The 19210-nt window shown below is 69.8% G+C and carries 19 protein-coding genes and 5 pseudogenes; 17 read left to right on the top strand and 7 right to left on the bottom strand.

From position 1 onward, the window contains the following. Positions 1–127: 127 nt before the first annotated feature. The 3 genes from AB0C96_RS37140 to AB0C96_RS37150 all read right to left on the bottom strand — a co-directional run bounded on the left by AB0C96_RS37140 (position 128) and on the right by AB0C96_RS37150 (position 1481). Positions 128–334 carry a DUF6126 family protein gene (locus AB0C96_RS37140; protein ID WP_362923924.1) on the bottom strand — a complete coding sequence of 69 codons (207 nt, stop codon included), beginning with the start codon at positions 332–334 and terminating at the stop codon, positions 128–130. Positions 335–354: 20 nt separating this feature from the next. Further along, a complete protein-coding gene (locus tag AB0C96_RS37145) occupies positions 355–981 on the bottom strand; it encodes an XRE family transcriptional regulator (RefSeq protein WP_362923925.1) in 627 nt (208 codons plus the stop codon). A gap of 95 nt (positions 982–1076) precedes the next feature. Beyond that, on the bottom strand, positions 1077–1481 hold the full coding sequence (locus tag AB0C96_RS37150) for a VOC family protein (protein ID WP_362923927.1): 405 nt from the start codon (positions 1479–1481) through the stop codon (positions 1077–1079). Positions 1482–1664: 183 nt separating this feature from the next. Between AB0C96_RS37150 and AB0C96_RS37155 the strand changes: the two genes are divergently transcribed. The 11 genes and pseudogenes from AB0C96_RS37155 (at position 1665) to AB0C96_RS37205 (ending at position 11521) form a co-directional block, all read left to right on the top strand. Next, the gene (locus tag AB0C96_RS37155; RefSeq protein WP_362923928.1) at positions 1665–2114 is read left to right on the top strand and encodes a ribonuclease domain-containing protein; all 450 of its coding nucleotides are present in this window, start codon (positions 1665–1667) and stop codon (positions 2112–2114) included. A gap of 306 nt (positions 2115–2420) precedes the next feature. After that, positions 2421–3086 (top strand): bifunctional 4-hydroxy-2-oxoglutarate aldolase/2-dehydro-3-deoxy-phosphogluconate aldolase, encoded by a 666-nt coding sequence (gene eda, locus AB0C96_RS37160; protein ID WP_362923930.1) that lies wholly within the window; start codon positions 2421–2423, stop codon positions 3084–3086. Positions 3087–3343: 257 nt separating this feature from the next. Then, entirely contained in the window at positions 3344–4180 is an 837-nt protein-coding gene (locus AB0C96_RS37165; RefSeq protein ID WP_362923932.1) for a transporter substrate-binding domain-containing protein, read from the top strand. 82 nt (positions 4181–4262) lie between these two features. Continuing rightward, a pseudogene (locus AB0C96_RS37170) lies at positions 4263–4448 on the top strand (hypothetical protein); the annotation flags it as partial. A gap of 84 nt (positions 4449–4532) precedes the next feature. Further along, complete coding sequence (locus AB0C96_RS37175; RefSeq protein ID WP_362923934.1) at positions 4533–5309, top strand: GntR family transcriptional regulator; 777 nt, start codon at positions 4533–4535, stop codon at positions 5307–5309. A gap of 175 nt (positions 5310–5484) precedes the next feature. After that, positions 5485–6477: a sugar ABC transporter substrate-binding protein gene (locus AB0C96_RS37180; RefSeq protein ID WP_362923935.1), complete on the top strand. Its 993-nt coding sequence runs from the start codon at positions 5485–5487 to the stop codon at positions 6475–6477. Positions 6478–6689: 212 nt separating this feature from the next. After that, complete coding sequence (locus tag AB0C96_RS37185; RefSeq protein ID WP_362923937.1) at positions 6690–7703, top strand: sugar ABC transporter substrate-binding protein; 1014 nt, start codon at positions 6690–6692, stop codon at positions 7701–7703. After that, entirely contained in the window at positions 7700–8761 is a 1062-nt protein-coding gene (locus AB0C96_RS37190) for an ABC transporter permease (RefSeq protein WP_362923939.1), read from the top strand. Before AB0C96_RS37185 ends, AB0C96_RS37190 begins: the two co-directional genes overlap by 4 nt. After that, positions 8758–9567 (top strand): ATP-binding cassette domain-containing protein, encoded by an 810-nt coding sequence (locus AB0C96_RS37195; RefSeq protein WP_362923941.1) that lies wholly within the window; start codon positions 8758–8760, stop codon positions 9565–9567. Before AB0C96_RS37190 ends, AB0C96_RS37195 begins: the two co-directional genes overlap by 4 nt. 263 nt (positions 9568–9830) lie before the next feature. Then, positions 9831–10952, top strand: a complete 1122-nt coding sequence (locus tag AB0C96_RS37200; RefSeq protein WP_362923943.1) for an ROK family glucokinase — start codon at positions 9831–9833, stop codon at positions 10950–10952. Continuing rightward, positions 10949–11521 (top strand): hypothetical protein, encoded by a 573-nt coding sequence (locus tag AB0C96_RS37205; protein ID WP_362923944.1) that lies wholly within the window; start codon positions 10949–10951, stop codon positions 11519–11521. The genes AB0C96_RS37200 and AB0C96_RS37205 overlap by 4 nt, the downstream gene beginning before the upstream one ends. Before the next feature lie 454 nt (positions 11522–11975). Here AB0C96_RS37205 and AB0C96_RS37210 read toward each other — a convergent pair. Continuing rightward, a pseudogene (locus AB0C96_RS37210) lies at positions 11976–12163 on the bottom strand (MarR family transcriptional regulator); the annotation flags it as partial. Positions 12164–12207: 44 nt separating this feature from the next. Between AB0C96_RS37210 and AB0C96_RS37215 the strand changes: the two are divergent. Continuing rightward, positions 12208–12789, top strand: a pseudogene (locus AB0C96_RS37215) (alpha/beta hydrolase); the annotation flags it as partial. Between the two features lie 64 nt (positions 12790–12853). Next, positions 12854–13531, top strand: coding sequence for an HAD-IA family hydrolase (locus AB0C96_RS37220; RefSeq protein ID WP_362923946.1), 678 nt, complete (start codon positions 12854–12856; stop codon positions 13529–13531). A gap of 262 nt (positions 13532–13793) precedes the next feature. Here the strand turns inward: AB0C96_RS37220 and AB0C96_RS37225 are convergent, their stop codons facing one another. Further along, positions 13794–14300 carry a DUF6624 domain-containing protein gene (locus AB0C96_RS37225; RefSeq protein WP_362923948.1) on the bottom strand — a complete coding sequence of 169 codons (507 nt, stop codon included), beginning with the start codon at positions 14298–14300 and terminating at the stop codon, positions 13794–13796. A 426-nt stretch (positions 14301–14726) separates the two neighbouring features. Between AB0C96_RS37225 and AB0C96_RS37230 the strand changes: the two genes are divergently transcribed. Together AB0C96_RS37230 and AB0C96_RS37235 are read left to right on the top strand one after the other, a co-directional pair. Further along, positions 14727–15695: an alpha/beta hydrolase gene (locus AB0C96_RS37230; RefSeq protein WP_362923950.1), complete on the top strand. Its 969-nt coding sequence runs from the start codon at positions 14727–14729 to the stop codon at positions 15693–15695. 131 nt (positions 15696–15826) lie between these two features. Continuing rightward, positions 15827–15988 (top strand): annotated as a pseudogene (locus AB0C96_RS37235) (site-specific integrase); the annotation flags it as partial. 83 nt (positions 15989–16071) lie between these two features. Here AB0C96_RS37235 and AB0C96_RS37240 read toward each other — a convergent pair. Then, on the bottom strand, positions 16072–17061 hold the full coding sequence (locus AB0C96_RS37240) for an alpha/beta hydrolase (RefSeq protein ID WP_362923952.1): 990 nt from the start codon (positions 17059–17061) through the stop codon (positions 16072–16074). A 140-nt stretch (positions 17062–17201) separates the two neighbouring features. On the opposite strand from AB0C96_RS37240, the gene AB0C96_RS37245 reads away from it, so the two are divergent. After that, positions 17202–17813, top strand: a complete 612-nt coding sequence (locus AB0C96_RS37245; RefSeq protein ID WP_362923954.1) for a helix-turn-helix transcriptional regulator — start codon at positions 17202–17204, stop codon at positions 17811–17813. A gap of 42 nt (positions 17814–17855) precedes the next feature. Here AB0C96_RS37245 and AB0C96_RS37250 read toward each other — a convergent pair. Next, positions 17856–18134: pseudogene (locus AB0C96_RS37250) on the bottom strand (Tn3 family transposase); the annotation flags it as partial. 153 nt (positions 18135–18287) lie between these two features. Here AB0C96_RS37250 and AB0C96_RS37255 point away from each other — a divergent pair. Next, on the top strand, positions 18288–18884 hold the full coding sequence (locus AB0C96_RS37255; RefSeq protein WP_362923956.1) for a dihydrofolate reductase family protein: 597 nt from the start codon (positions 18288–18290) through the stop codon (positions 18882–18884). Positions 18885–19210 lie beyond the last annotated feature (326 nt).

Here is a 19210-nt window from a genome sequence, read left to right on the forward strand (position 1 = left end):
GACCACCGTGCCGGGGCAATGGACTTTCGGACCGGACGGATGGACAACCCCGGGGCCGGGGCGCGGCTGCGCCGGGCCCAACGGGTCGCCTGCCAGGGCCTGTCCGACGGGTCGGGGCCGGACACACCTAGCGCGAGTTGGCCATCACCACCACCAGGCTCATCAGCGCCAGCAGCACATGCGTCGCCACCACGTAGATGAACACCCGGACGTAGACGCCCCGGGGCGTCTTGGTCTCGACGTAGCGGCGGGGGCGGGGGGCTTCGGCGGGGGAGGCCTCGGCGGCGGGCGGCGCGGCGGAGGCGGTCGACGGGGGAGTGGTGTGGTCCGGCACGACGTGGGTTCCTTCCCTGTTCACAGCCCGCGGCGCGGCGCGGCCTCGCCCAGGCACAGCTCGGCGGCGCCGCTCTGTAGCAGCGTGTGGACGAACAACAGCTCCGTGCCGCCCGGCGAGGCGGCGGCGATCCGGTGCGGGGTGAGCGAGTCGAAGTGCGCCGCGTCCCCCGGGCCCAACACATGCACCGCCGCGCCGAGCGTCAGGCGCAGCCGCCCCTTGAGGACGTACAGCCACTCCTCACCGGGGTGCACCCGCACCAGCTCGCCCTGTGCCTGCCGCGGCACGTGCACCCGCAGTGCCTGCATCGCCCGGCCGGCGCCGCCGACGGTCCAGTACGTCCAGCCGCCGGCCTCCGACGGCTCGGCGCGGCCGGCCCGAACGATCGGGTCCCGCTCGGGGGCGGTCTCGCCCAGCAGGTCGGATACCGTGGTTCCGTACGTACGGGCGAGCGCGAGCAGCATCGGCAGCGAGGGCTGACGCCGGTTGGTCTCCAGCCGCGACAGGTGCGCGGGGGAGAGCCCCACCAGTCGAGCCGCGGTCTCCAGCGTGAGACCACTGCGTTTCCGCAGGTCACGGAGGCGGGGCGCAACGGTGGGGAGGTCCTCCGGCAGAGCGCCGGAGGGCTCGTCGGGGAGCTCGGTCATATCCCCGGTATAGCGACCCCTCGCCTCTCGGGCAAAAAAACTTGCCTGAGAGGCAAAGCGGCCGGACCGGCCGGCCGGTCTCCTGCTCGGCGCCTCTACTGCTCGGCGTCCTCGGGGTACCAGCGCAGCTCGACGGTGTTGCCGTCCGGGTCCTGCACGTAGATCGACCGTGCGTCGCCGCGCGCGCCGTACCGGTCGACCGGACCCTCCAGCACGGTGAAGGCCCCGGAGTCGATGACCTCCTGCCAGTCCAGCGGGTCCACGACGAGGCAGATGTGGTCCACGTTGGACGAGTCGGCCGTGCCGGGCCCGGCGTCGGGACGGGTGATCAGGTCGATGATGGTGGTCGGACTGATCCGCACCGAGGGGAACGGAGCGGTGCCGGCCCGCCATGCGTCCACCCGTACCGGCTCCAGGCCGAGCGGTCCGCAGTAGAACGCCAGCGAGCGCTCGATGTCCTGCACCGTGAGCACCAGGTGGTCGAAGTCCTTGACCCGCATGAGTCATCCTCCAGTGTTGTGAATCGGAGATCCGATTCAACCCGCCCGGCCGGGTCCGGGGTGCACCGGGGGTGACGGATCGTCTACGAGAAGGGGTGGCCGGTTGTGGTTCTTGTGAACTCCCGGGAAACTTCCCCTCCTTGGCATTGACAGGAGCATGTCTACGCGCGTCATGCTGGACGCATGAGAATCCCCCCACGGATCACCAGGATCGGCGCCGTAGGCGCCCTCGCATCGGCCCTTCTCATCGGCGGGACCGCGGTCGCCGCCAACCCCGCCACCGCCGCGGCCCGCCCGGCCACCTCGTACGCCGCGACGGCGTACGCCACGGCCGTGCACGCCCAGGACGTCGGCAACATCTGCTACTCCAAGCTGCCTTCGCAGGCGCACGACACCCTCGACCTGATCGCCAAGGGCGGGCCCTTCCCGTACCCGAAGGACGGGACGGTGTTCGACAACCGCGAGGGCGTCCTGCCGGCGCAGAGCACCGGCTACTACCACGAGTACACCGTCATCACGCCGGGTTCGCCGGACCGCGGCGCGCGCCGGATCGTGGCCGGTGAGCAGCAGGACGAGGACTACTACACCGCCGACCACTACCGGACGTTCGACCTGGTCGACCGCGGCTGCTGATACCCACACATCGACGACCCACCGGCGGCCGGGGTGCACTCGCACCCCGGCCGCCTTGCTGTGCGCCCCCTCTTACCTGCCTCTTCTCCCGGTCTTGGCAGAAGGGGCGCGCGGGGCGCACCCCCCGAGGGAGGATTGTCAGTGGTCCCCGGTAGCGTTTCGGTAGAAACGAGAAGTGGGCGGTCATCAACGGAAAAGGGACCATGTGCGGTCAGCTGCCGTGACCCGCCCCGAAAGCGCCGTATCAGCCGTGGCCATGGCGATCCGGCAGAAGGCCTCGGAGACAAGGAAGGACGGCGAACTGCCGTGTATCGCTGGGAGATCACCCGGGCCGCACTGGCGCAGGGTGTTTTCGCCATCGTCCGCAGCGCGACCTATGACGAGGCGAGCGCCACCGCCGACACCTTGCTGTCGGCGGGCATCACGAGCCTGGAGATATCCCTCACCACCCCCTTCGCGCTGGAAGCGGTGACGACGCTCACCCGCGAGCTCGGGGACGACGCGGTCATCGGCGCGGGCACGGTCCTTGACGCGGCGTCGGCCCGGATGGCGGTCGACGCGGGCGCCCGCTTCCTGGTCTCGCCGAGCCTCGACGCCGAGGTCATCCGCACCGGCCACCGCTACGGAGTCCCGGTCTTCCCGGGTGTCTCGACGCCGACCGAAATGGTCCGCGCCCTGGAGCTCGGCGCCGACGCCCTCAAGCTGTTCCCCGCCTCCGCGCACTCCCCGTCCTGGCTCCGGGACGTCCTCGCCGCGCTGCCGCAGGCGCCGGTGCTGCCGACGTGCGGGGTGACGGTCGACAGCGCGCCGGAGTGGATCGCCGCGGGCGCCGTCGCGGTGGGCATGGGCGCGGAGCTCTCCGAGGGGGACCGCGACACGGTCGCCAAGCGCGCCGCCGAACTCCTCGCCCGCCTCGCCGAGGTGGCCACCGAGCCCCCGCACGCCGGCGCCCCGGGCCGCTACGCGGGCTGACGCACCGTCATCATCCTTTGCTGGACCGGGAAGGCCGGCGGCACCTCACCGCTGTACCGGAAGGCCGACGGCACCTCACCGACCGCCGGGTCCCCGTCCCACCACCCGGTCAAGGGGTTCACCGCCGCCATCGGCTCTGCCACCCTGAGCGCTCCGACCACCTGATCATGCCGCCGTGCCGCACCGGGCCGGGTCGTCCGGTGCCCGGCCCGCCGCGGCCACCACAGGACCGACCGCCCGGAGCCAGAGGAGCCCTCATGAAGCGCGCCGCCACCCTCTCCGCCCTCGCCTGTCTGCTCGCCGTCACCGCCGCCGCCCCGGCGCCTTCCGGGACCTCCGCCCCATCCCGGGCCGTGGCCGGGCCCGCGGCCGCCGGCGGCTCGAAGGCCTCGGCCCTGGACACCGTTCCGCGCCGTGGGGTACTGCGCGTCTGCACCACCGGCGACTACCTCCCCTTCAGCCACCGCGACCCGCGCACCGGCAGCTACCGCGGTGTGGACATCGAGATGGCCCGGAACCTCGCCAAGAGCCTGGACGCCAAGCCCCGTTACACCGCCACGACCTGGGCCACGCTCATCGACGACCTCTCCGCCGGCCGCTGCGACATCGCCATGGGCGGCGTCTCGATCACCCTCAAGCGCGCCCGCACCGTCGCCTTCAGCGAGCCGACCCGGACCGACGGCAAGACGCCCGTCGTGCGCTGCGCGGACCGGGACAAGTACCAGACGCTGCAACAGATCGACCGGCCCGGCACGACCGTCGTCGTCAACCCCGGCGGTACCAACGAGGAGTTCACCCGCGCCCACATCAAGCGCGCCACCATCAAGGTCCACCCGGACAACACCACGATCTTCGACGAGATCATCGCCGGCCGCGCGGACGTGATGATGACGGACGCCAGCGAGACCCGCTACCAGGCCAAGATCCACCCCGAACTCTGCTCGCTCCACCCGGACCGGCCCTTCACCTTCTCCGAGAAGGCCTACGCCCTGCCCCGCGGCGACCAGGAGTTCACGGCTTATGTGAACCAGTGGGTGCATCTGGCCACGCACGACGGCACGTACCGGAAGTATGAGGACGCGTGGATGAAGTAGCTCACGGCAGCGGATGCGGACGGCGCAGTGCACGAGAGGCGGACGATGTACCGGCGCCCGGCGCCCGGCGCCCGGCGCCCGGCGCCCGGCGCGCGGCCGGACGCTCCGGGCCCGCGCCGAGGTCGTGCACGCCGGCCGACGGCAGGCCGTGTGCCGCTGCGATCTGACGGTGATCGGCGAGGACGGGACACCGACCCCGTGCGCGGTGGCACAGGGGACGGCCATGCCGCTCAACGGCCCGGTGAACGGCCCGACCGTGGCGTCCTAGCCAGACGGTCTCTTGGTGGCCCTTGTCCGGACAATGTGACCTCCGGACTTCCCGTCATCTGCGCGGGCGGATACGCTCGCGAGCGTGGGGAAACGCGAAACCGAAGACGCCCTGGGTGCCGAGAGCCCCGTTCAGTTCAGCGTGGACCGGAGCAGTCCGGTCCCGTTGTATTTCCAGCTGTCGCAACAGCTGGAGGCCGCGATCGAGAACGGCAGGCTGGCGCCCGGCAGCCTGCTCGGCAACGAGATCGAGCTGGCCGGCCGGCTGGGCCTGTCCCGGCCCACGGTGCGCCAGGCCATCCAGTCGCTGGTCGACAAGGGCCTGCTGGTGCGCCGCCGGGGCATCGGCACCCAGGTCGTGCACAGCCAGGTCAAACGGCCGCTGGAGCTGAGCAGCCTCTACGACGACCTGGAGGCGGCCGGACAGAAACCGGCCACCCGTGTGCTGCTCAACACCACCACCGAGGCCGACGCCGAGGTCGCCGCGGCGCTGGGCATCGCCGAGGGCGCGGAGGTCGCGCTGGTCGAGCGGCTGCGGCTGGCGCACGGCGAGCCGGTGGCGCACCTGCGCAACCACCTGCCCGCCGGGCTGCTGAAGCTGGAGACCGCCGAACTGGAGCAGACCGGCCTGTACCGCCTGATGCGGTCGGCCGGGATCACGCTGCACAGCGCCCGGCAGGCGGTCGGGGCCCGGGCCGCGACCGCGGAGGAGGGGCAGCGGCTGGACGAGCCCGAGGGCGCGCCGTTGCTCACCATGCAGCGCACGACGTTCGACGACACCGGGCGAGCGGTCGAGTACGGCTCGCACGTCTACCGCGCGTCCCGTTACGCCTTCGAATTCCAGCTGCTCGTGCGGCCCTGAAACGGCCCCTGCGGCGAGATGGCCGGGTGTTTGCGCCATCGATGCCCGTTATGTGAGGTTGGCGCGACGTCCGATCGTCAGAATGTTCTGACAAAGCATTGACGTGGCTCTCGCCCCGCCGTTACAAACTCCTCCAACCGCATTCCGGCGGCCGTGGAGAAAAGGCGGGTCCACGATGATCAGCGTGCGTACAACCGGCGTCCGGCGGCTCACCGTCCGCAGTGCCGCCGCTTTACTGACCACCGTCGCCCTGGTCGCCGGGTGCAGTGCCACCGGCGGTCAGGACGCCCAGGGCAAGGGCTCCGGCGTCCGCATGACCATCGGGATGGTCAGCCACGCCGGTGACGGCGACACCTTCTGGGACATCGTCCAGAACGGCGCCGAGCGGGCCGCGGCCAAGGACGGGGTGCGGTTCCTCTACGCCCACGACAAGGAGGGCTCCCAGCAGGCCGAGCTGATCCAGTCGTACATCGACCAGAAGGTGGACGGGCTGATCGTCACCCTCGCCAAGCCGGAGGCCGTCAAGGCGGCCGTCCGCAAGGCCGAGGCGCAGGGCATACCGGTCATCACGATCAACTCCGGTGGCGAGTTCTCCAAGGCGTACGGAGCGCTGACGCACATCGGGCAGGACGAGTCGGTGGCCGGCCGGGCGGTCGGCGAGGAGCTCAACAACCGGCACGTGAAGAAGACCCTCTGCATCATCCACGAGCAGGGCAACGTCTCGCTGGAGGACCGCTGCGCGGGCGTGCGCAAGGGCTTCCACGGGACGGTCGAGAACCTCAACGTCGACGGCACCAACGCGCCGGCCGCACAGTCCTCGATCCAGGCGAAACTACAGTCCGACACGTCCATCGACTCGATCGTCACGCTCGGCGCCCCGATGGCGGCGATCTCCGTCAAGGCCAAACAGGAGGCGGACAGCTCGTCACAGATCGCGACCTTCGATCTGAACGCCGCGGTGGTCAAGCTCCTCAAGGCCAAGGACGTCACCTTCGCCGTCGACCAGCAGCCCTACCTCCAGGGCTACGAGGCGGTGGACCTGCTCTGGCTGCACAAGACCAACGCCGACGTCCTCGGCGGCGGCAAGCCGGTGCTCACCGGCCCCGCACTGGTCACCGAGAAGGACGTACCCAAGCTGACCGAGTACACCGGGCGAGGCACCAGGTGAGACCACAGGGAAGACGGGACCCCATGAACCGGGACAGATCACCGGTAACGGATACTTGGTCGGTTGGGCCCGGCCGGAGCGTGTCGGTGGGCGACACCCCACACGTCGACACCGCACACATACCGACCGGGAACCCCATACGGCGCAGACAACCGACGCGCAGACAAGCAACGCAGCCGACACGGCGAGATCAGCGGGAGGGGCGAGTCCTCGTGGCAAGGGTTCGGAGAAGGGGACGCGTCGTCAGCGCCGTGCTGGCGGCGGTGCTCGGCGCCTCTCTGGCGGGGTGCAGCAGCACCGGAGGCAGACGGGCCGAGGAGGAGCGCGCCGCCAGGACCGCCGGCGGCAAGGCCGCGGTGAACACCCCGAGGTGGACGTTCGCGATGGTCACCCACTCGGGAGACGGCGACACCTTCTGGGACATCGTGCAGAACGGCGCCCGTCAGGCCGCCACCAAGGACAACATAAAGTTCCTCTACGGGCACGACGAGGAGGCCCAGCGGCAGGCCCAGCTGGTGCAGTCCTACATCGACCAGAAGGTCGACGGGCTGATCGTCTCGCTGGCCAAGCCCAGCGCCATGAAGGACGTCGTCGAGAAGGCCGAACGGGCCGGCATCCCGGTGATCACCGTGAACTCCGGGGCCGACGAGTCCAAGGCGTTCGGCGCGCTCAGCCACATAGGGCAGGACGAGACGGTGGCCGGCGAGGCGGTCGGCGACGCGCTGAACCAGCGCGGCCGCAAGAAGGCCCTGTGCGTCCTGCACGAACAGGGCAACGTCGGCCACGAGCAGCGCTGCGACGGCGCCAAGAAGACCTTCAAGGGCGATCTGGAGAAGCTCTACGTCGAGGGCACCAACATGCCGGACGTACAGTCCTCCATCGAGTCCAAGCTCCAGGCGGACCCGTCCATCGATGCCGTCGTCACCCTCGGCGCGCCGTTCGCCCCCACCGCCGTCAAGGCCAAGGAGCAGGCGGGCAGCAAGGCCGAGATCGACACCTTCGACCTCAACGCCCAGGTCGCGGCCGGCCTCAAGGACGGCTCCCTCGGCTTCGCCGTCGACCAGCAGCCCTACCTCCAGGGCTACGAGGCGGTCGACCTGCTCTGGCTGTACAAGTACAACGCCGACGTCCTCGGCGGCGGCAAACCGGTGCTCACCGGGCCCCAGGTGATCACCAAGAAGGACGCCGCGGCGCTCCAGGAGTACACGAAGCGGGGGACCCGATGAGCCACGCCGACGCATCCACCGTGCAGCCCGCCAAGAGCGGCGGAGACGAACGACTGCTGCACCGCTCGCTGGCCCGCCGGCTGATGGGTCGACCCGAACTGGGGTCGGTCGTCGGCGCCGCCGCGGTCTTCGTCTTCTTCTCGATCATCGCCGAGCCCTTCCTGAGGGCCTCCAGCCTCTCCACCGTCCTCTACGCGTCCTCGACGATCGGCATCATGGCCGTGCCGGTGGCGCTGCTGATGATCGGCGGGGAGTTCGATCTGTCGGCCGGTGTCATGGTCGTCAGCTCGGCGCTGATCTCGTCGATGTTCAGCTACCAGATGACCGCCAACACCTGGGTCGGCGTCGGGGTGTCCCTGCTGGTCACCCTGGCCATCGGGGCGTTCAACGGCGTGCTGCTGACCCGGACGAAACTGCCCAGCTTCATCATCACGCTCGGCACCTTCTTCATGCTGACCGGCCTCAACCTCGGCTTCACCAAGTTGATCAGCGGCACGGTGTCGACGAAGTCGATCTCCGACATGGAGGGCTTCGACTCGGCCCGGACGCTCTTCGCCTCGCACCTGACCGTCGGCAGCGTCGACATCCAGATCACGATCGTGTGGTGGATCGCGCTGGTCGCCCTCGCCACCTGGATCCTGCTGCGCACCCGCGTGGGCAACTGGATCTTCGCGGTGGGCGGCAACGCCGACGCCGCACGGGCCGTCGGCGTCCCGGTCGCCAAGACCAAGATCGGCCTCTACATGGGCGTCGCCTTCGCCGCCTGGGTCTCCGGACAGCACCTGCTGTTCTCGTACGACGCGATCCAGTCCGGCGACGGCGTGGGCAACGAGTTCCTCTACATCATCGCCGCGGCGGTCGGCGGCTGTCTGATGACGGGCGGCTTCGGCTCGGCGATCGGCGCAGCCGTCGGCGCCTTCATCTTCGGCATGGCCAGCAAGGGCATCGTGTACGCGCAGTGGAACCCGGACTGGTACAAGTTCTTCCTCGGCGCGATGCTGCTGCTCGCCACACTCCTGAACGCATGGGTCCGCAAGCGGGCGGAGGCAAAGGCATGACAGCGCTGGTCGAGCTGAAAGACGTCAGCAAGTACTACGGCAACGTCCGGGCACTGGAGGGCGTGTCCCTGGAGGTGCACGCCGGGGAGATCACCTGTGTGCTCGGTGACAACGGCGCCGGCAAGTCCACCCTCATCAAGATCATCGCGGGCCTGCACCGGCACGACGCCGGCTCCTTCACCATCGAGGACGAGGAGACCACCCTCTCCTCCCCGCGCGAGGCCCTCGACCGTGGGATCGCCACCGTCTACCAGGACCTGGCGGTCGTCCCCCTGATGCCGGTGTGGCGGAACTTCTTCCTCGGCTCGGAGCCGACCACCGGAGCGGGCCCGTCCAAGCGCCTCGACGTCCGCACGATGCGCGAGACCACCCGCAGCGAACTGCTGCGGATGGGCATCGACCTGCGCGACGTCGACCAGCCCATCGGAACCCTCTCCGGCGGTGAGCGGCAGTGCGTGGCCATCGCCCGGGCCGTCTACTTCGGCGCCAAGGTCCTCGTCCTGGACGAACCGACCGCGGCGCTCGGCGTCAAGCAGTCCGGCGTGGTCCTCAAGTACGTCGCGGCCGCCCGCGACGCCGGACTCGGCGTGGTGTTGATCACCCACAATCCGCACCACGCGTACCTCGTCGGCGACCGTTTCGTGCTCCTCAAGCGCGGCACCATGGCCGGCAGCCACACCAAGTCCGAGATCGCCCTGGAGGAGCTGACCCGCCAAATGGCGGGCGGCAGCGAACTGGAACAGCTCAGCCACGAGCTGGCCCGCACCGCGACGCCGGAATTCCCCGGCGGCCACCGGCCCGACTGATCACCGGTCGCCGGACCCACGCCCCGCGCCGCCTCCGGGCCGCGCGGGGCGCATCGCTGTCGGTCGCGGTGCGCCGGACGCCGCCGGTGATGCACAATCGCAGCGAACCCGCACATCGAGGCCCCGGCCTCCCGAGACCCCGCAGGGACGAGACGACTCTTGCGAGCACGCAACCGCCGCATCGGGGTACCACCCACGCCCTTCGGGCAGTGGGGGAGCACCGGCGAACAGGGCCGCGACCGTAACGGCGAAGAGGTGGGTCGATGAGCATGTACCGGGACCGGGTGCACCGGGGGACCGCCAGGGCCACCGTGCTGCGCACGGTCGGCACCCGCGAGCGGCGCTCGCACCTGACCGCGCCCCGGGTGCCCACCGTCGGCATCGACATCGGCGGAACCAAGGTCATGGCGGGCGTGGTCGACGCCGACGGCACCATCCTGGAGAAGGTCCGCACCGAGACGCCGGACAAGTCCAAGAGCCCCAAGGTCGTCGAGGACACCATCACCGAGCTGGTGCTCGACCTCTCCGACCGGCACGACGTCCACGCGGTCGGCATCGGCGCGGCCGGCTGGGTCGACGCGGACCGCAGCAACGTCCTCTTCGCCCCGCATCTGAACTGGCGCAACGAGCCGCTGCGCGACCGCCTCGCCGGCCGCCTGGCCGTCCCCGTCATGGTCGACAACGACGCCAACACCGCCGCCTGGGCGGAGTGGCGGTTCGGCGCCGGCCGCGGCGAGGACCACCTCGTCATGATCACCCTCGGCACCGGCATCGGCGGCGCGATCCTGGAGGACGGCGCCGTCAAGCGCGGCAAGTACGGGGTGGCCGGCGAATTCGGCCATATGCAGGTGGTGCCCGGCGGCCATCGCTGCCCGTGCGGCAACCGCGGCTGCTGGGAGCAGTACAGCTCCGGCAACGCCCTGGTGCGCGAGGCCCGGGAACTGGCCGCCGCGGACTCCCCGGTCGCGTACAACATCATCGAGCGGGTGGGCGGCCGGATCGGCGACATCACCGGCCCGTTGATCACCGAGCTGGCCCGGGAGGGCGACGCGATGTGCGTCGAACTCCTCCAGGACATCGGCCAGTGGCTGGGCGTCGGCATCGCCAACCTCGCCGCCGCGCTCGACCCGTCCTGCTTCGTCATCGGCGGCGGGGTCAGCGCCGCCGACGACCTGCTGATCGCCCCGGCCCGGGACGCCTTCCGGCGCCACCTCACCGGCCGCGGCTACCGCCCCGAAGCCACCATCGCCAAGGCCCAGCTGGGCCCCGAAGCCGGTATGGTCGGCGCCGCCGACCTCGCCCGCCTGGTGGCCCGCCGGTTCCGCCGCGCCAACCGTCGCCGCGTCGAGCGCTACGAGCGCTATGAACGGGCCGGCCGCCGATGACCGAAACCGAAGTCCACGCCATGCACGACGACCACCACCCCGCCCCCCACCCACGCGACAAGCGCCGCCGCCCCTGGCTGATGGCGCTGGTCGTCTTCCTGCTGATCGCCATCCCGGCCGGCTACATCGTCATCTCCGCCGAGCAGAGCCGCAACAGCGGCGAGGGCAAGGAGGCCGAGGCCGCGGCCACCGGCCTGACCAACGCCTTCCCCTCCAAGGTCCAGCAGCGGATCTACAACGTCCCGGTGCCGATCGGCTCCACGCCGGTCTACTACTACGAGACCAACTCCTGGGAGACCAGCTCGCTGTTCGTCCAGTTCCGGACCAACGAGTGGGGCCTGGAGCACTACCTCAGGGCGGTGGGCACCAGCAGCGCGGCCCTCAAGAAGGGCCAGCACACCATCCCGCCCGCGCAGGCGGCGAAGGTCGGCTGGGACTTCAGCATCGACTGGCCGTGGGCCGGTACGACGACCAGCCCCCAGGCCCCGCACCCCGCCCAGCGGATCATGGTCAGCTACGACGAGCCAGGTCACCCCGTGGTGTACACCGTCTCGACCGTGAAGTTCTGACCGGCGCGGATCCCGGTTCCGCGCCGTCGCCCCGTCGCCCCGTCGCCCTGTAGCACCGGGGCTCCGTGCGGGCGCTGCGGAGCGCTCCTGTGGCAACGGCCGCGGGCGGCGCTGACGCGGTGACCCCATTGCCCCCTGCCGGCAGCCTCCATACCCTCTTGCTCATCTCAAGACGGACGGGGGCGCGGATGCTTGCGCGGCAGTATGGGTACCACGTGTCGGAACGTCCCGCCGGCGCAGTGACGCCGTGGGCCATGGCGACGCTCGGCGAACGAAAAGAACTGGCCCGGAAGGCATCGAACGAATCTGCTGGCGCCTTTGCGGGCTTCGTCGCCCTCATGCCAGTCGTTTTGATCGCAATATTCGGGTATGAGGAAATGGGCTCGATATGGCCCTTAAATGTGGGATGTCTGGCCTTAGTTGGGATCGTTTGGCTGTTCGCCGCGCCCGCAGTCAACATGCACTGCACGAACTGTCGGCTCAGCGCCTGTGCGCGGCCCATCTGCGGGACGGTCATGGGCCCGTGTTCCAGAAGCAGGACCAAGACGGCACGCACACCGACGGAGAGTCCCTCGATGGGGGTGCCGCTTGTTCCACCTTGCGTTGCACGCGTCGGTACAACGGGCCGACCAGGGCGAACACTTCCGTGAGGCGTTGGGCGAGGTCGTCGGGCGCGAGGGGCGTGTCACCTCGACATCGGTCCCGCGATCCTCGTCGGACTGTCGATGGGCGGTGCCATCGCCGTCGATACCGCGCTCGAACACCCCGATCTGGTACGTGCGTTGGTCGTCAGCGGCGTCGGAACCAGCGAACCCGAATTCCAGGACCCCTGGCTCGGCGAGATCGAGGCCGAGGAGGCCCGCGCGCTGGCCGCGGGTGACACCGAGGGCTGGGTCGAGGCATTCACCCGGCTCGCGGCGGGACCGCACCGCACCCTCGACGACGTCGACCAGGATGTCGTGCGCAGGCTGCGGGAGATGACCCGGCGGACCGTCGCCAAACACACCGCTGACGAGCCCGTGCACATGGTGCCTGTGACCGAGACCTGGGAGCGGGCGGCGAAGATCACGGTCCCGGTGCTGGCCATCATCGGCGGCATCGACTCGGACGACCACATCGGCATGGCCGAACGCCTCGTACGAACCGTCGCCAACGGCCGCGCGACGACTGTCGAAGGCAGCGCCCACTACCCCAACATGGAACGACCAGAGGCCTTCGGCGAGATCCTTGGCCAATTCCTCCGCACCACATCCGCTCAAGCGAGCTGACACCAGGCGTCATCCAGGGGTCGTCCCGTAAGGGACCTTCAGGGCTTCCTGGCATGATCGCGACGTGACGAGTGAGCTTGCGCAGTCCCGCCCCAGGAAGTTCGTCCTCTTCGATGTCGACGGCACGTTGATCGACGCCGTGGCCAACCAACGCCGGGTGTGGGGAACGTGGGCGGGGCGATACGGACTGGACCCGGACGAGGTCTACCAGATTGCGCTGCGGACGCGGCCGATGGAGACCTTTGCGCAGGTGGCTCCGGACCAGGATCCGACTGGGTGCCTGGCTGCGCTCCACGAACTCGAGGATGAGGACGTCCGGTCCGGCGTCTATGCAGCCTTCGCCGGTGCATCCGAGTTGCTGGATGCCCTGCCGTCAGGGTCGTGGGCGCTGGTGACCTCGAACTATGAGCATCGGGTGCGTGGGCGGTTCTCTCGAACGGGCCTGCCGGTTCCGCGCGTCGTCGTGGACGCCGCAGCCGTGGAGGAAGGCAAACCCTCGCCCGTGCCCTACCTGTTGGCTGCCGAGCAGCTCGGTGCCAGGCCCGAGGACTGCCTGGTCATCGAGGACGCCCCCTCCGGAGTCGAGGCAGGACTGCGGGCCGGTATGACGGTGTGGGGGGTGAACGCTCCGAGCAGGGTGGCCGGCGTGCACCGTCACTTCGGGAGCCTGCGCGAAGCGGTACCCGACATCCTCCGCTTCGCTTCCGGCAGCCGCCCGGGAGGATCGGCCGCAGCGGGATGATCGCGGTGTGGTCGGTGTGATCACGGCGTCGGAGTGGTCCTGGGCAGCCCCGAACTGGTCCGCACCTGCGCACGGTTCGGCGGTCGCAACGGCGACTGCGGTGACGGCGGTCAACCTGATGCGGTCGGCGGCTACCGAACGCACACGGGCAGGGCCGCGTGAGTGACCGGCCAGAGCCTGTCCGGCGGATCTCGCCCGCGGCAGGTGAGCCTCGGGGCATGACCCGCCGGACCGGGGTATGACCCGCCGGACGCGGCCGGCGTCAGGCCATTGAGAACTTGGCAATGTACTCGTCGAAGGGCTCGATGCCGACTTCGACGCGGAGTTCGTCCATGCGCTCGGGCTCTTCGCAGGGCCACGGAACCGGTGCTCCGTCCTTCACGCCGGCGATCTGTGTGCCGTAGGTCTGTTTGCGGCCCTCGTTGACCCGTGTGCGGTCATGTAGAAAGGCCAGCTCCCGCGGCCTGGCCGCGCCTGCCGACACCGCCTGCTGCATCAGCCGGAGAGCGCGTCGCTGAACGTCAAGCTGCCGGTCGGCGTGCTGGGCGATCAGCCACGCTGCGCGGGCGGCGTCCTCGCCGACCATGTCCGCCGTCGGCCAGCCGCACTCATCCATGATCTCGCCGAGTCGGTCACCGTGCCGCGCGGTGAGCCGGCGCCACGCCAACTGCTCGGCGGGGTCATCGCTGTTGGCGTGGACTGAGGACTGGTGATCGGCCGCGGCCATGGCGGTGAGTTCCTTCGCCAGCGCGGCAACGTCGTGCGCCACTCTCGACTCCTTCATCAGGTCGGTACGTCGTGCTCGGTCCCCGTAACCCTATGGGTACATAACGGACGTAAAGATCATTCCGGAGAAGGGTGACAAGCGCCTCCGCGGACCGCGATAATGGATCTACCCCCGAAGCCAGAGCCGGATCGCCGCGACGGTCGGTCGGTGTATCCGCCCCTCGGTGAGCATGTCGCCGAGGAGGCCGTGTCGTCACCGAGCCGCGCATCCGACGCGGGACGGATGTGGCGGTTCCTTGGAATGCACCTGCGGAGGAGGGGCAATTACACTGGACATATATGCCCATCAGGGGCTTGACCAAGGGCGGAGGCTCTGCCGACCGCTCGCCAACCCGAGCGCAGCGCGGCGCTCTTCAGCGCCCCGCGCTTGTCACCACGCGCTTCTCGGATTCCCCAAGGAGCATTCCCCATGGCTGGTCAAACCGCCTCAATCGTCCTCGAGCCCGAGGCGCAGGAGCTCGCAGACGCAACCTCACAACATCCGTTCCTGTACGAGCTGGATCCGACCGCGGCGCGCAAGGTGCTCGACGACCTCCAGGCCGCGCCAGTCGACAAACTGCCGGTCGACGAGGAGTGGGTTTCGGTTCCGGCAGCCGTGGGCGATGTACGGGTACGCATCGTCAAGCCGCAGGGTGCCACCGGAGCGCTGCCCGTCGTGTTGTACATGCACGGCGGTGGCTGGGTGCTGGGCAATGCCGGTACTCACGACCGCCTGGTGCGGGAGTTGGCGGTCGGCGCCCGTGCGGCAGTGGCCTTCGTGGAGTACACGCCGTCACCCGAGGCGCACTACCCCGTGGCCATCGAGCAGGGCTACGCCACCGCGCAGTGGATCGTCCGCGAGGGAGCGTCCAAGGGTTTGGACGCACAGCGCATGGCGGTGGCCGGGGAATCGGTCGGCGGGAACATGACCGCCGCACTCGCCCTCATGGCCAAGGAGCGCGGTGACGTCACGTTCATACAGCAGTCGATGTACTACCCGGTCACGGATGCGGCCATGGACACCGGTTCCTACGACCAGTTCGCCACCGGCTACTACCTGAGCCGCAAGCTGATGGAATGGTTCTGGGACGCCTACACGACCGACCCGAACCAACGCGCGGAGATCACCGCGTCTCCCAACCACGCCACCATCGAGCAGCTCTCCGGCCTGCCGCCCGCCCTGCTGATCGTCGACGAGGCCGACGTGCTGCGCGATGAGGGCGAGGCGTACGCCGCCAAGCTCCGAGCAGCCGACGTTCCGGTGACCACGGTGCGCTACGACGGCACGGTCCACGACTTCATGATGCTCAACTCGCTGAGTCAGTCCAAAGCCGCCCGCGGAGCCATCGACCAGGCAACAGCGTTCCTGCGCAACGCCCTCGGAACCGCGCAGACCTGAGTTCTGTCCGGCGGATCATGTCCTGAGCCATAGCACGAGCCGTAGCACGGTCCGTGATGAGTCACGTGATTAGTCAACGGGCCCTCGCCACAGGGGGCGACTGCGGAATTGAACGTGAGGCTGTAGGAACCTCTTCGCTGACCCACCTCGGGGAGTAGGGTGCGTCCCTGCTGATGCTGATGGCCAAGTCGAGGCACAAGAAGGCGGAGAACGTCCGACGGTACGTCGAGCCGTCGACGGAAGCCATCGCCGAGGTGACCAGCCTGCTCGCGCCGGGGGACGCGCGGCGCTGAGCGGGCGTGAGGTTCGGGTGCTGCCCTCGGGTGTGCCGAACGGGGTTCTCATGCGACGGAGGCCGGCCGGCACACCCGTCGATTCAGCCCTGGAGGGAGGCGAGCCAGGCGGTCAGCAGGCGGTTGACCTCCTCGGGGCGCTCCTGCTGGATCCAGTGCCCGCAGCCGTCCAGGATGTGGGTGGAGGCCAGGGCGGGGAGGGTGGCTGGGTAGGCGTCGATCGCGTCGGCCATCCAGGTCGTGGAGGCGTCCAGGGCGCCGCCGATGAACAGGGACGGCTGCTTGATCGGGGCGCCGCCGTACTGGGCGAGGTCCTCCCAGTCGCGGTCCATGTTGCGGTAGCGGTTGAGGGCCCCGGTCATGCCGGTGCGCTCGAACTCCCCGGCGTACACGTCGAGGTCGTCCTCGGTCAGCCAGGCGGGCAGCTTGCCGCCGGGGAAGCGGTCGCGCAGCCGGCCGCCGGTGCGGGCCACAAAGTGGGGGTCAGGCTCGCCCTGGGTGGGCATGGTGTCGGCGGACATGGCTGCGTAGAAGCCCGCGAGCCAGCCCCGGAGGTCGGGCTCCATCTCCGCTTCGGCCCGGCCGGGCTCCTGGAAGTACGAGACGTAGAACTCCTGGTCGCCGCCCATCTGCGCGAACACGTCGGTGGGGCGGGGGCCGCCGGGCGGCGCGTAGGGGACGCTCAGCAGTCCGACGGCGCGGAAGACTTCGGGGTGGAGCAGGGCGGAGGTCGCCGCGATGCTGGAACCCCAGTCGTGCCCGACGACCACCGCCCTCTCCTCGCCCAGGGTGCGTACCAGGACGACGTTGTCCTCCACCAGGTCGAGCATCCGGTAGGCGTCCGTCGCGGCCGGTTTGGAGGAGCGGCCGTAGCCGCGCACGTCGAGCGCCACGGCCCGGTACCCCGCCGCCGCGAGGGCCGGGAGCTGGCGGCGCCAGGAGTACCAGGACTCGGGGAAGCCGTGGACGAGCAGGACCAGCGGTCCGGTGCCCTGCTCGACCAGGTGCAGGCGCCCGGCGGGTGCCTCGATGGTGCGGTGGCGCAGGTCGGCGGACGGCGCGGGCTGGTGCATGGCTTCTCCTCGGTTCACGGGCGGCCGCGGTTACCCACCGATCTTGCGGCGCGGCGGCCGCCCGACGCGAACACCCTTGCCATCGTGGCAAACTGGCAGGACAGGGCGGTGGAGGCGGCGCGGCCGGAGGGATCGGGGCGATGGTGACGGACGACGGCGCTACCGACACGCTGGCGGCCGTGGGCCCTCGGCTGCGGACCGCGCGCGAGCAGCGCGGCGCCACGCTCACCGGCGTCAGCCGTGCGACCGGCATCTCGCTGAGCACGCTGTCGCGGATCGAGACCGGTCGGCGCAAGCCGACCCTGGAGGTGCTGCTGCAGCTCGCGAAGGCGTACGACATCTCCCTGGACGAGCTGGCCGGCACTGCACCCGTCGCCGCGGCCGGACCGCGCATCCCGATGCCGCAGCGTCCCGGCGACGTCAAGGTGGTGCTGCCGTTGACCCGGTACGTCGGGGGCCTGCACGCCCACAAGCACGTCCTGCCCGCCATCGACGCGCCGCCGGCGCGGCCGCGGCAGGTCTCCCATGACGGGTACGAATGGCTGTGCGTCCTGTACGGGCGGCTGTGGCTGGCGCTCGGCGAGCAGGACCTCGTGCTGAGCGCCGGGGACGTGGCCGAGTTCGACACCCGCACCGCCCACGGAGTCGCGAACGCCGGACCCGGCGGACCGGTCGAATACCTGATCATGTTCGGGCCGCAGGGGGAGCGCCTACGATCGCGCACCCCAGCCCCTGACCGCTGGGCCCGGTAGTGCGGAGCACAGCGTCCGGGCCCCGCGACGGTGCCTGCGGCTTCACGCCTCGGCGGCGTCCGGATCACGCAGTGGTCGCAGGCCGCCGGGCAGGTCAGGGAGCTGGAAGGAGCACCGGCCGAGCATGTTGATGTGGTGCCGCACGAACGGTGAGAGGCGAGCCACGTCCTCGTCACGGACGTCGAAACCGTCCATCCGCAGCTGCTTCACCGCAGCGTCCATGTACCGCGTGTTGAACAGCACGAGGGCGTTGAGGACCAGCCTGGCTTCGTCCACTTCAAGTGACAGCGTTTGTCGGCTGGTTCGGGCAGCAGTTGAACCCTGGCGCGCGGGCGAATGTTCACGAGATTTGACGGCACGGTGCTCGCGCTGGTTGGACGAGTGCCATGATCACTCAGCGGCCTCGCACCTCGGCATGCCATCCGGCAGTGCCGGGCAGTAGCGCGCCAGCATGACCAATGGAAGGGACCCGGCATGCGCAGACTCGTCCACTACATCGCCACCACTCTCGATGGCTTCATCGCGGGCCCGGACGGCGGGGACCCCACCGGTCCCAACGGCTTCTGGCCCATACCGGAGGACTACATACAGCACCTCGTGGCCGAGTACCCGGAGACGCTGCCCGTCCAGGCCCGGCAGGCACTGTCCGTCACGGCGGAGGGCACGCACTTCGACACCGTGCTGGAGGGGAGGCGCAGCTACGAGATCGGTCTTGCGGCCGGCATCACCGACGCCTACCCCCACCTGCGTCACCTGGTGTTTTCCCGGACCCTGACCGAGAGCCCGGACCCGGCCGTCGAATTGGTCGCCGACGACCCGGTGGCGACCGTGCGCGAACTCAAGCAGCAGGATGGCAAGGACATCTGGCTCCTGGGCGGCGCCGAGCTCGCGGGCTCCCTGTACGCCGAGATCGACACGCTCATCCTCAAAGTCGGCCCGCTGACCATCGGCGACGGGATCCCGCTGTTCTCCCGCAAGGCTGCCTTCGACCCGCGCACCTGGACACTCGCAGATCATGTCGTCCTCAAGAGCGGCGCGGTGTTCCTCACGTACACGCGCGTCGGCAGCTGAACGCTCCGGACGGGGCGTGGACGGCTGCAACGGAGGTGAGTAGTGCGGGGGCGATCCGAGCCGGCCGCGTGCGGCGCGACCTTCGGCATCTGCGGCATGATCAGGACCTTTCCCCGAGAACACCGTGATGTTGTCCTGGCAAGCACCCCACTGCCGTCAAATCTCGTGAGCACCGCCCGATCGCGGATCTGGGTGCCTCCCAAATCGATGAACGACTGACGTCACGACTCGGGCTCTGGCTCAACTTCTGTGAAACGGCCACTCTGAGTGACAGTCGGACCTCTTCGAGCTGTACGCGAAGTCGCCCGAAATTGGCCCGTCGGCCC

It is taken from the genome of Streptomyces sp. NPDC048506 (genome assembly GCF_040651315.1).
GTDB lineage: Bacteria > Actinomycetota > Actinomycetes > Streptomycetales > Streptomycetaceae > Streptomyces.

What these genes read in the sequence shown, in the direction of transcription:
- AB0C96_RS37145 (WP_362923925.1), bottom strand. Translation starts at nt 981, where the DNA reads ATGACCGAGCTCCCCGACGAGCCCTCCGGCGCTCTGCCGGAGGACCTC.
- AB0C96_RS37150 (WP_362923927.1), bottom strand. Translation starts at nt 1,481, where the DNA reads ATGCGGGTCAAGGACTTCGACCACCTGGTGCTCACGGTGCAGGACATC.
- AB0C96_RS37155 (WP_362923928.1), top strand. Translation starts at nt 1,665, where the DNA reads ATGAGAATCCCCCCACGGATCACCAGGATCGGCGCCGTAGGCGCCCTC.
- AB0C96_RS37165 (WP_362923932.1), top strand. Translation starts at nt 3,344, where the DNA reads ATGAAGCGCGCCGCCACCCTCTCCGCCCTCGCCTGTCTGCTCGCCGTC.
- AB0C96_RS37180 (WP_362923935.1), top strand. Translation starts at nt 5,485, where the DNA reads ATGATCAGCGTGCGTACAACCGGCGTCCGGCGGCTCACCGTCCGCAGT.
- AB0C96_RS37190 (WP_362923939.1), top strand. Translation starts at nt 7,700, where the DNA reads ATGAGCCACGCCGACGCATCCACCGTGCAGCCCGCCAAGAGCGGCGGA.
- AB0C96_RS37195 (WP_362923941.1), top strand. Translation starts at nt 8,758, where the DNA reads ATGACAGCGCTGGTCGAGCTGAAAGACGTCAGCAAGTACTACGGCAAC.
- AB0C96_RS37200 (WP_362923943.1), top strand. Translation starts at nt 9,831, where the DNA reads ATGAGCATGTACCGGGACCGGGTGCACCGGGGGACCGCCAGGGCCACC.
- AB0C96_RS37205 (WP_362923944.1), top strand. Translation starts at nt 10,949, where the DNA reads ATGACCGAAACCGAAGTCCACGCCATGCACGACGACCACCACCCCGCC.
- AB0C96_RS37230 (WP_362923950.1), top strand. Translation starts at nt 14,727, where the DNA reads ATGGCTGGTCAAACCGCCTCAATCGTCCTCGAGCCCGAGGCGCAGGAG.
- AB0C96_RS37240 (WP_362923952.1), bottom strand. Translation starts at nt 17,061, where the DNA reads ATGCACCAGCCCGCGCCGTCCGCCGACCTGCGCCACCGCACCATCGAG.
- AB0C96_RS37245 (WP_362923954.1), top strand. Translation starts at nt 17,202, where the DNA reads ATGGTGACGGACGACGGCGCTACCGACACGCTGGCGGCCGTGGGCCCT.
- AB0C96_RS37255 (WP_362923956.1), top strand. Translation starts at nt 18,288, where the DNA reads ATGCGCAGACTCGTCCACTACATCGCCACCACTCTCGATGGCTTCATC.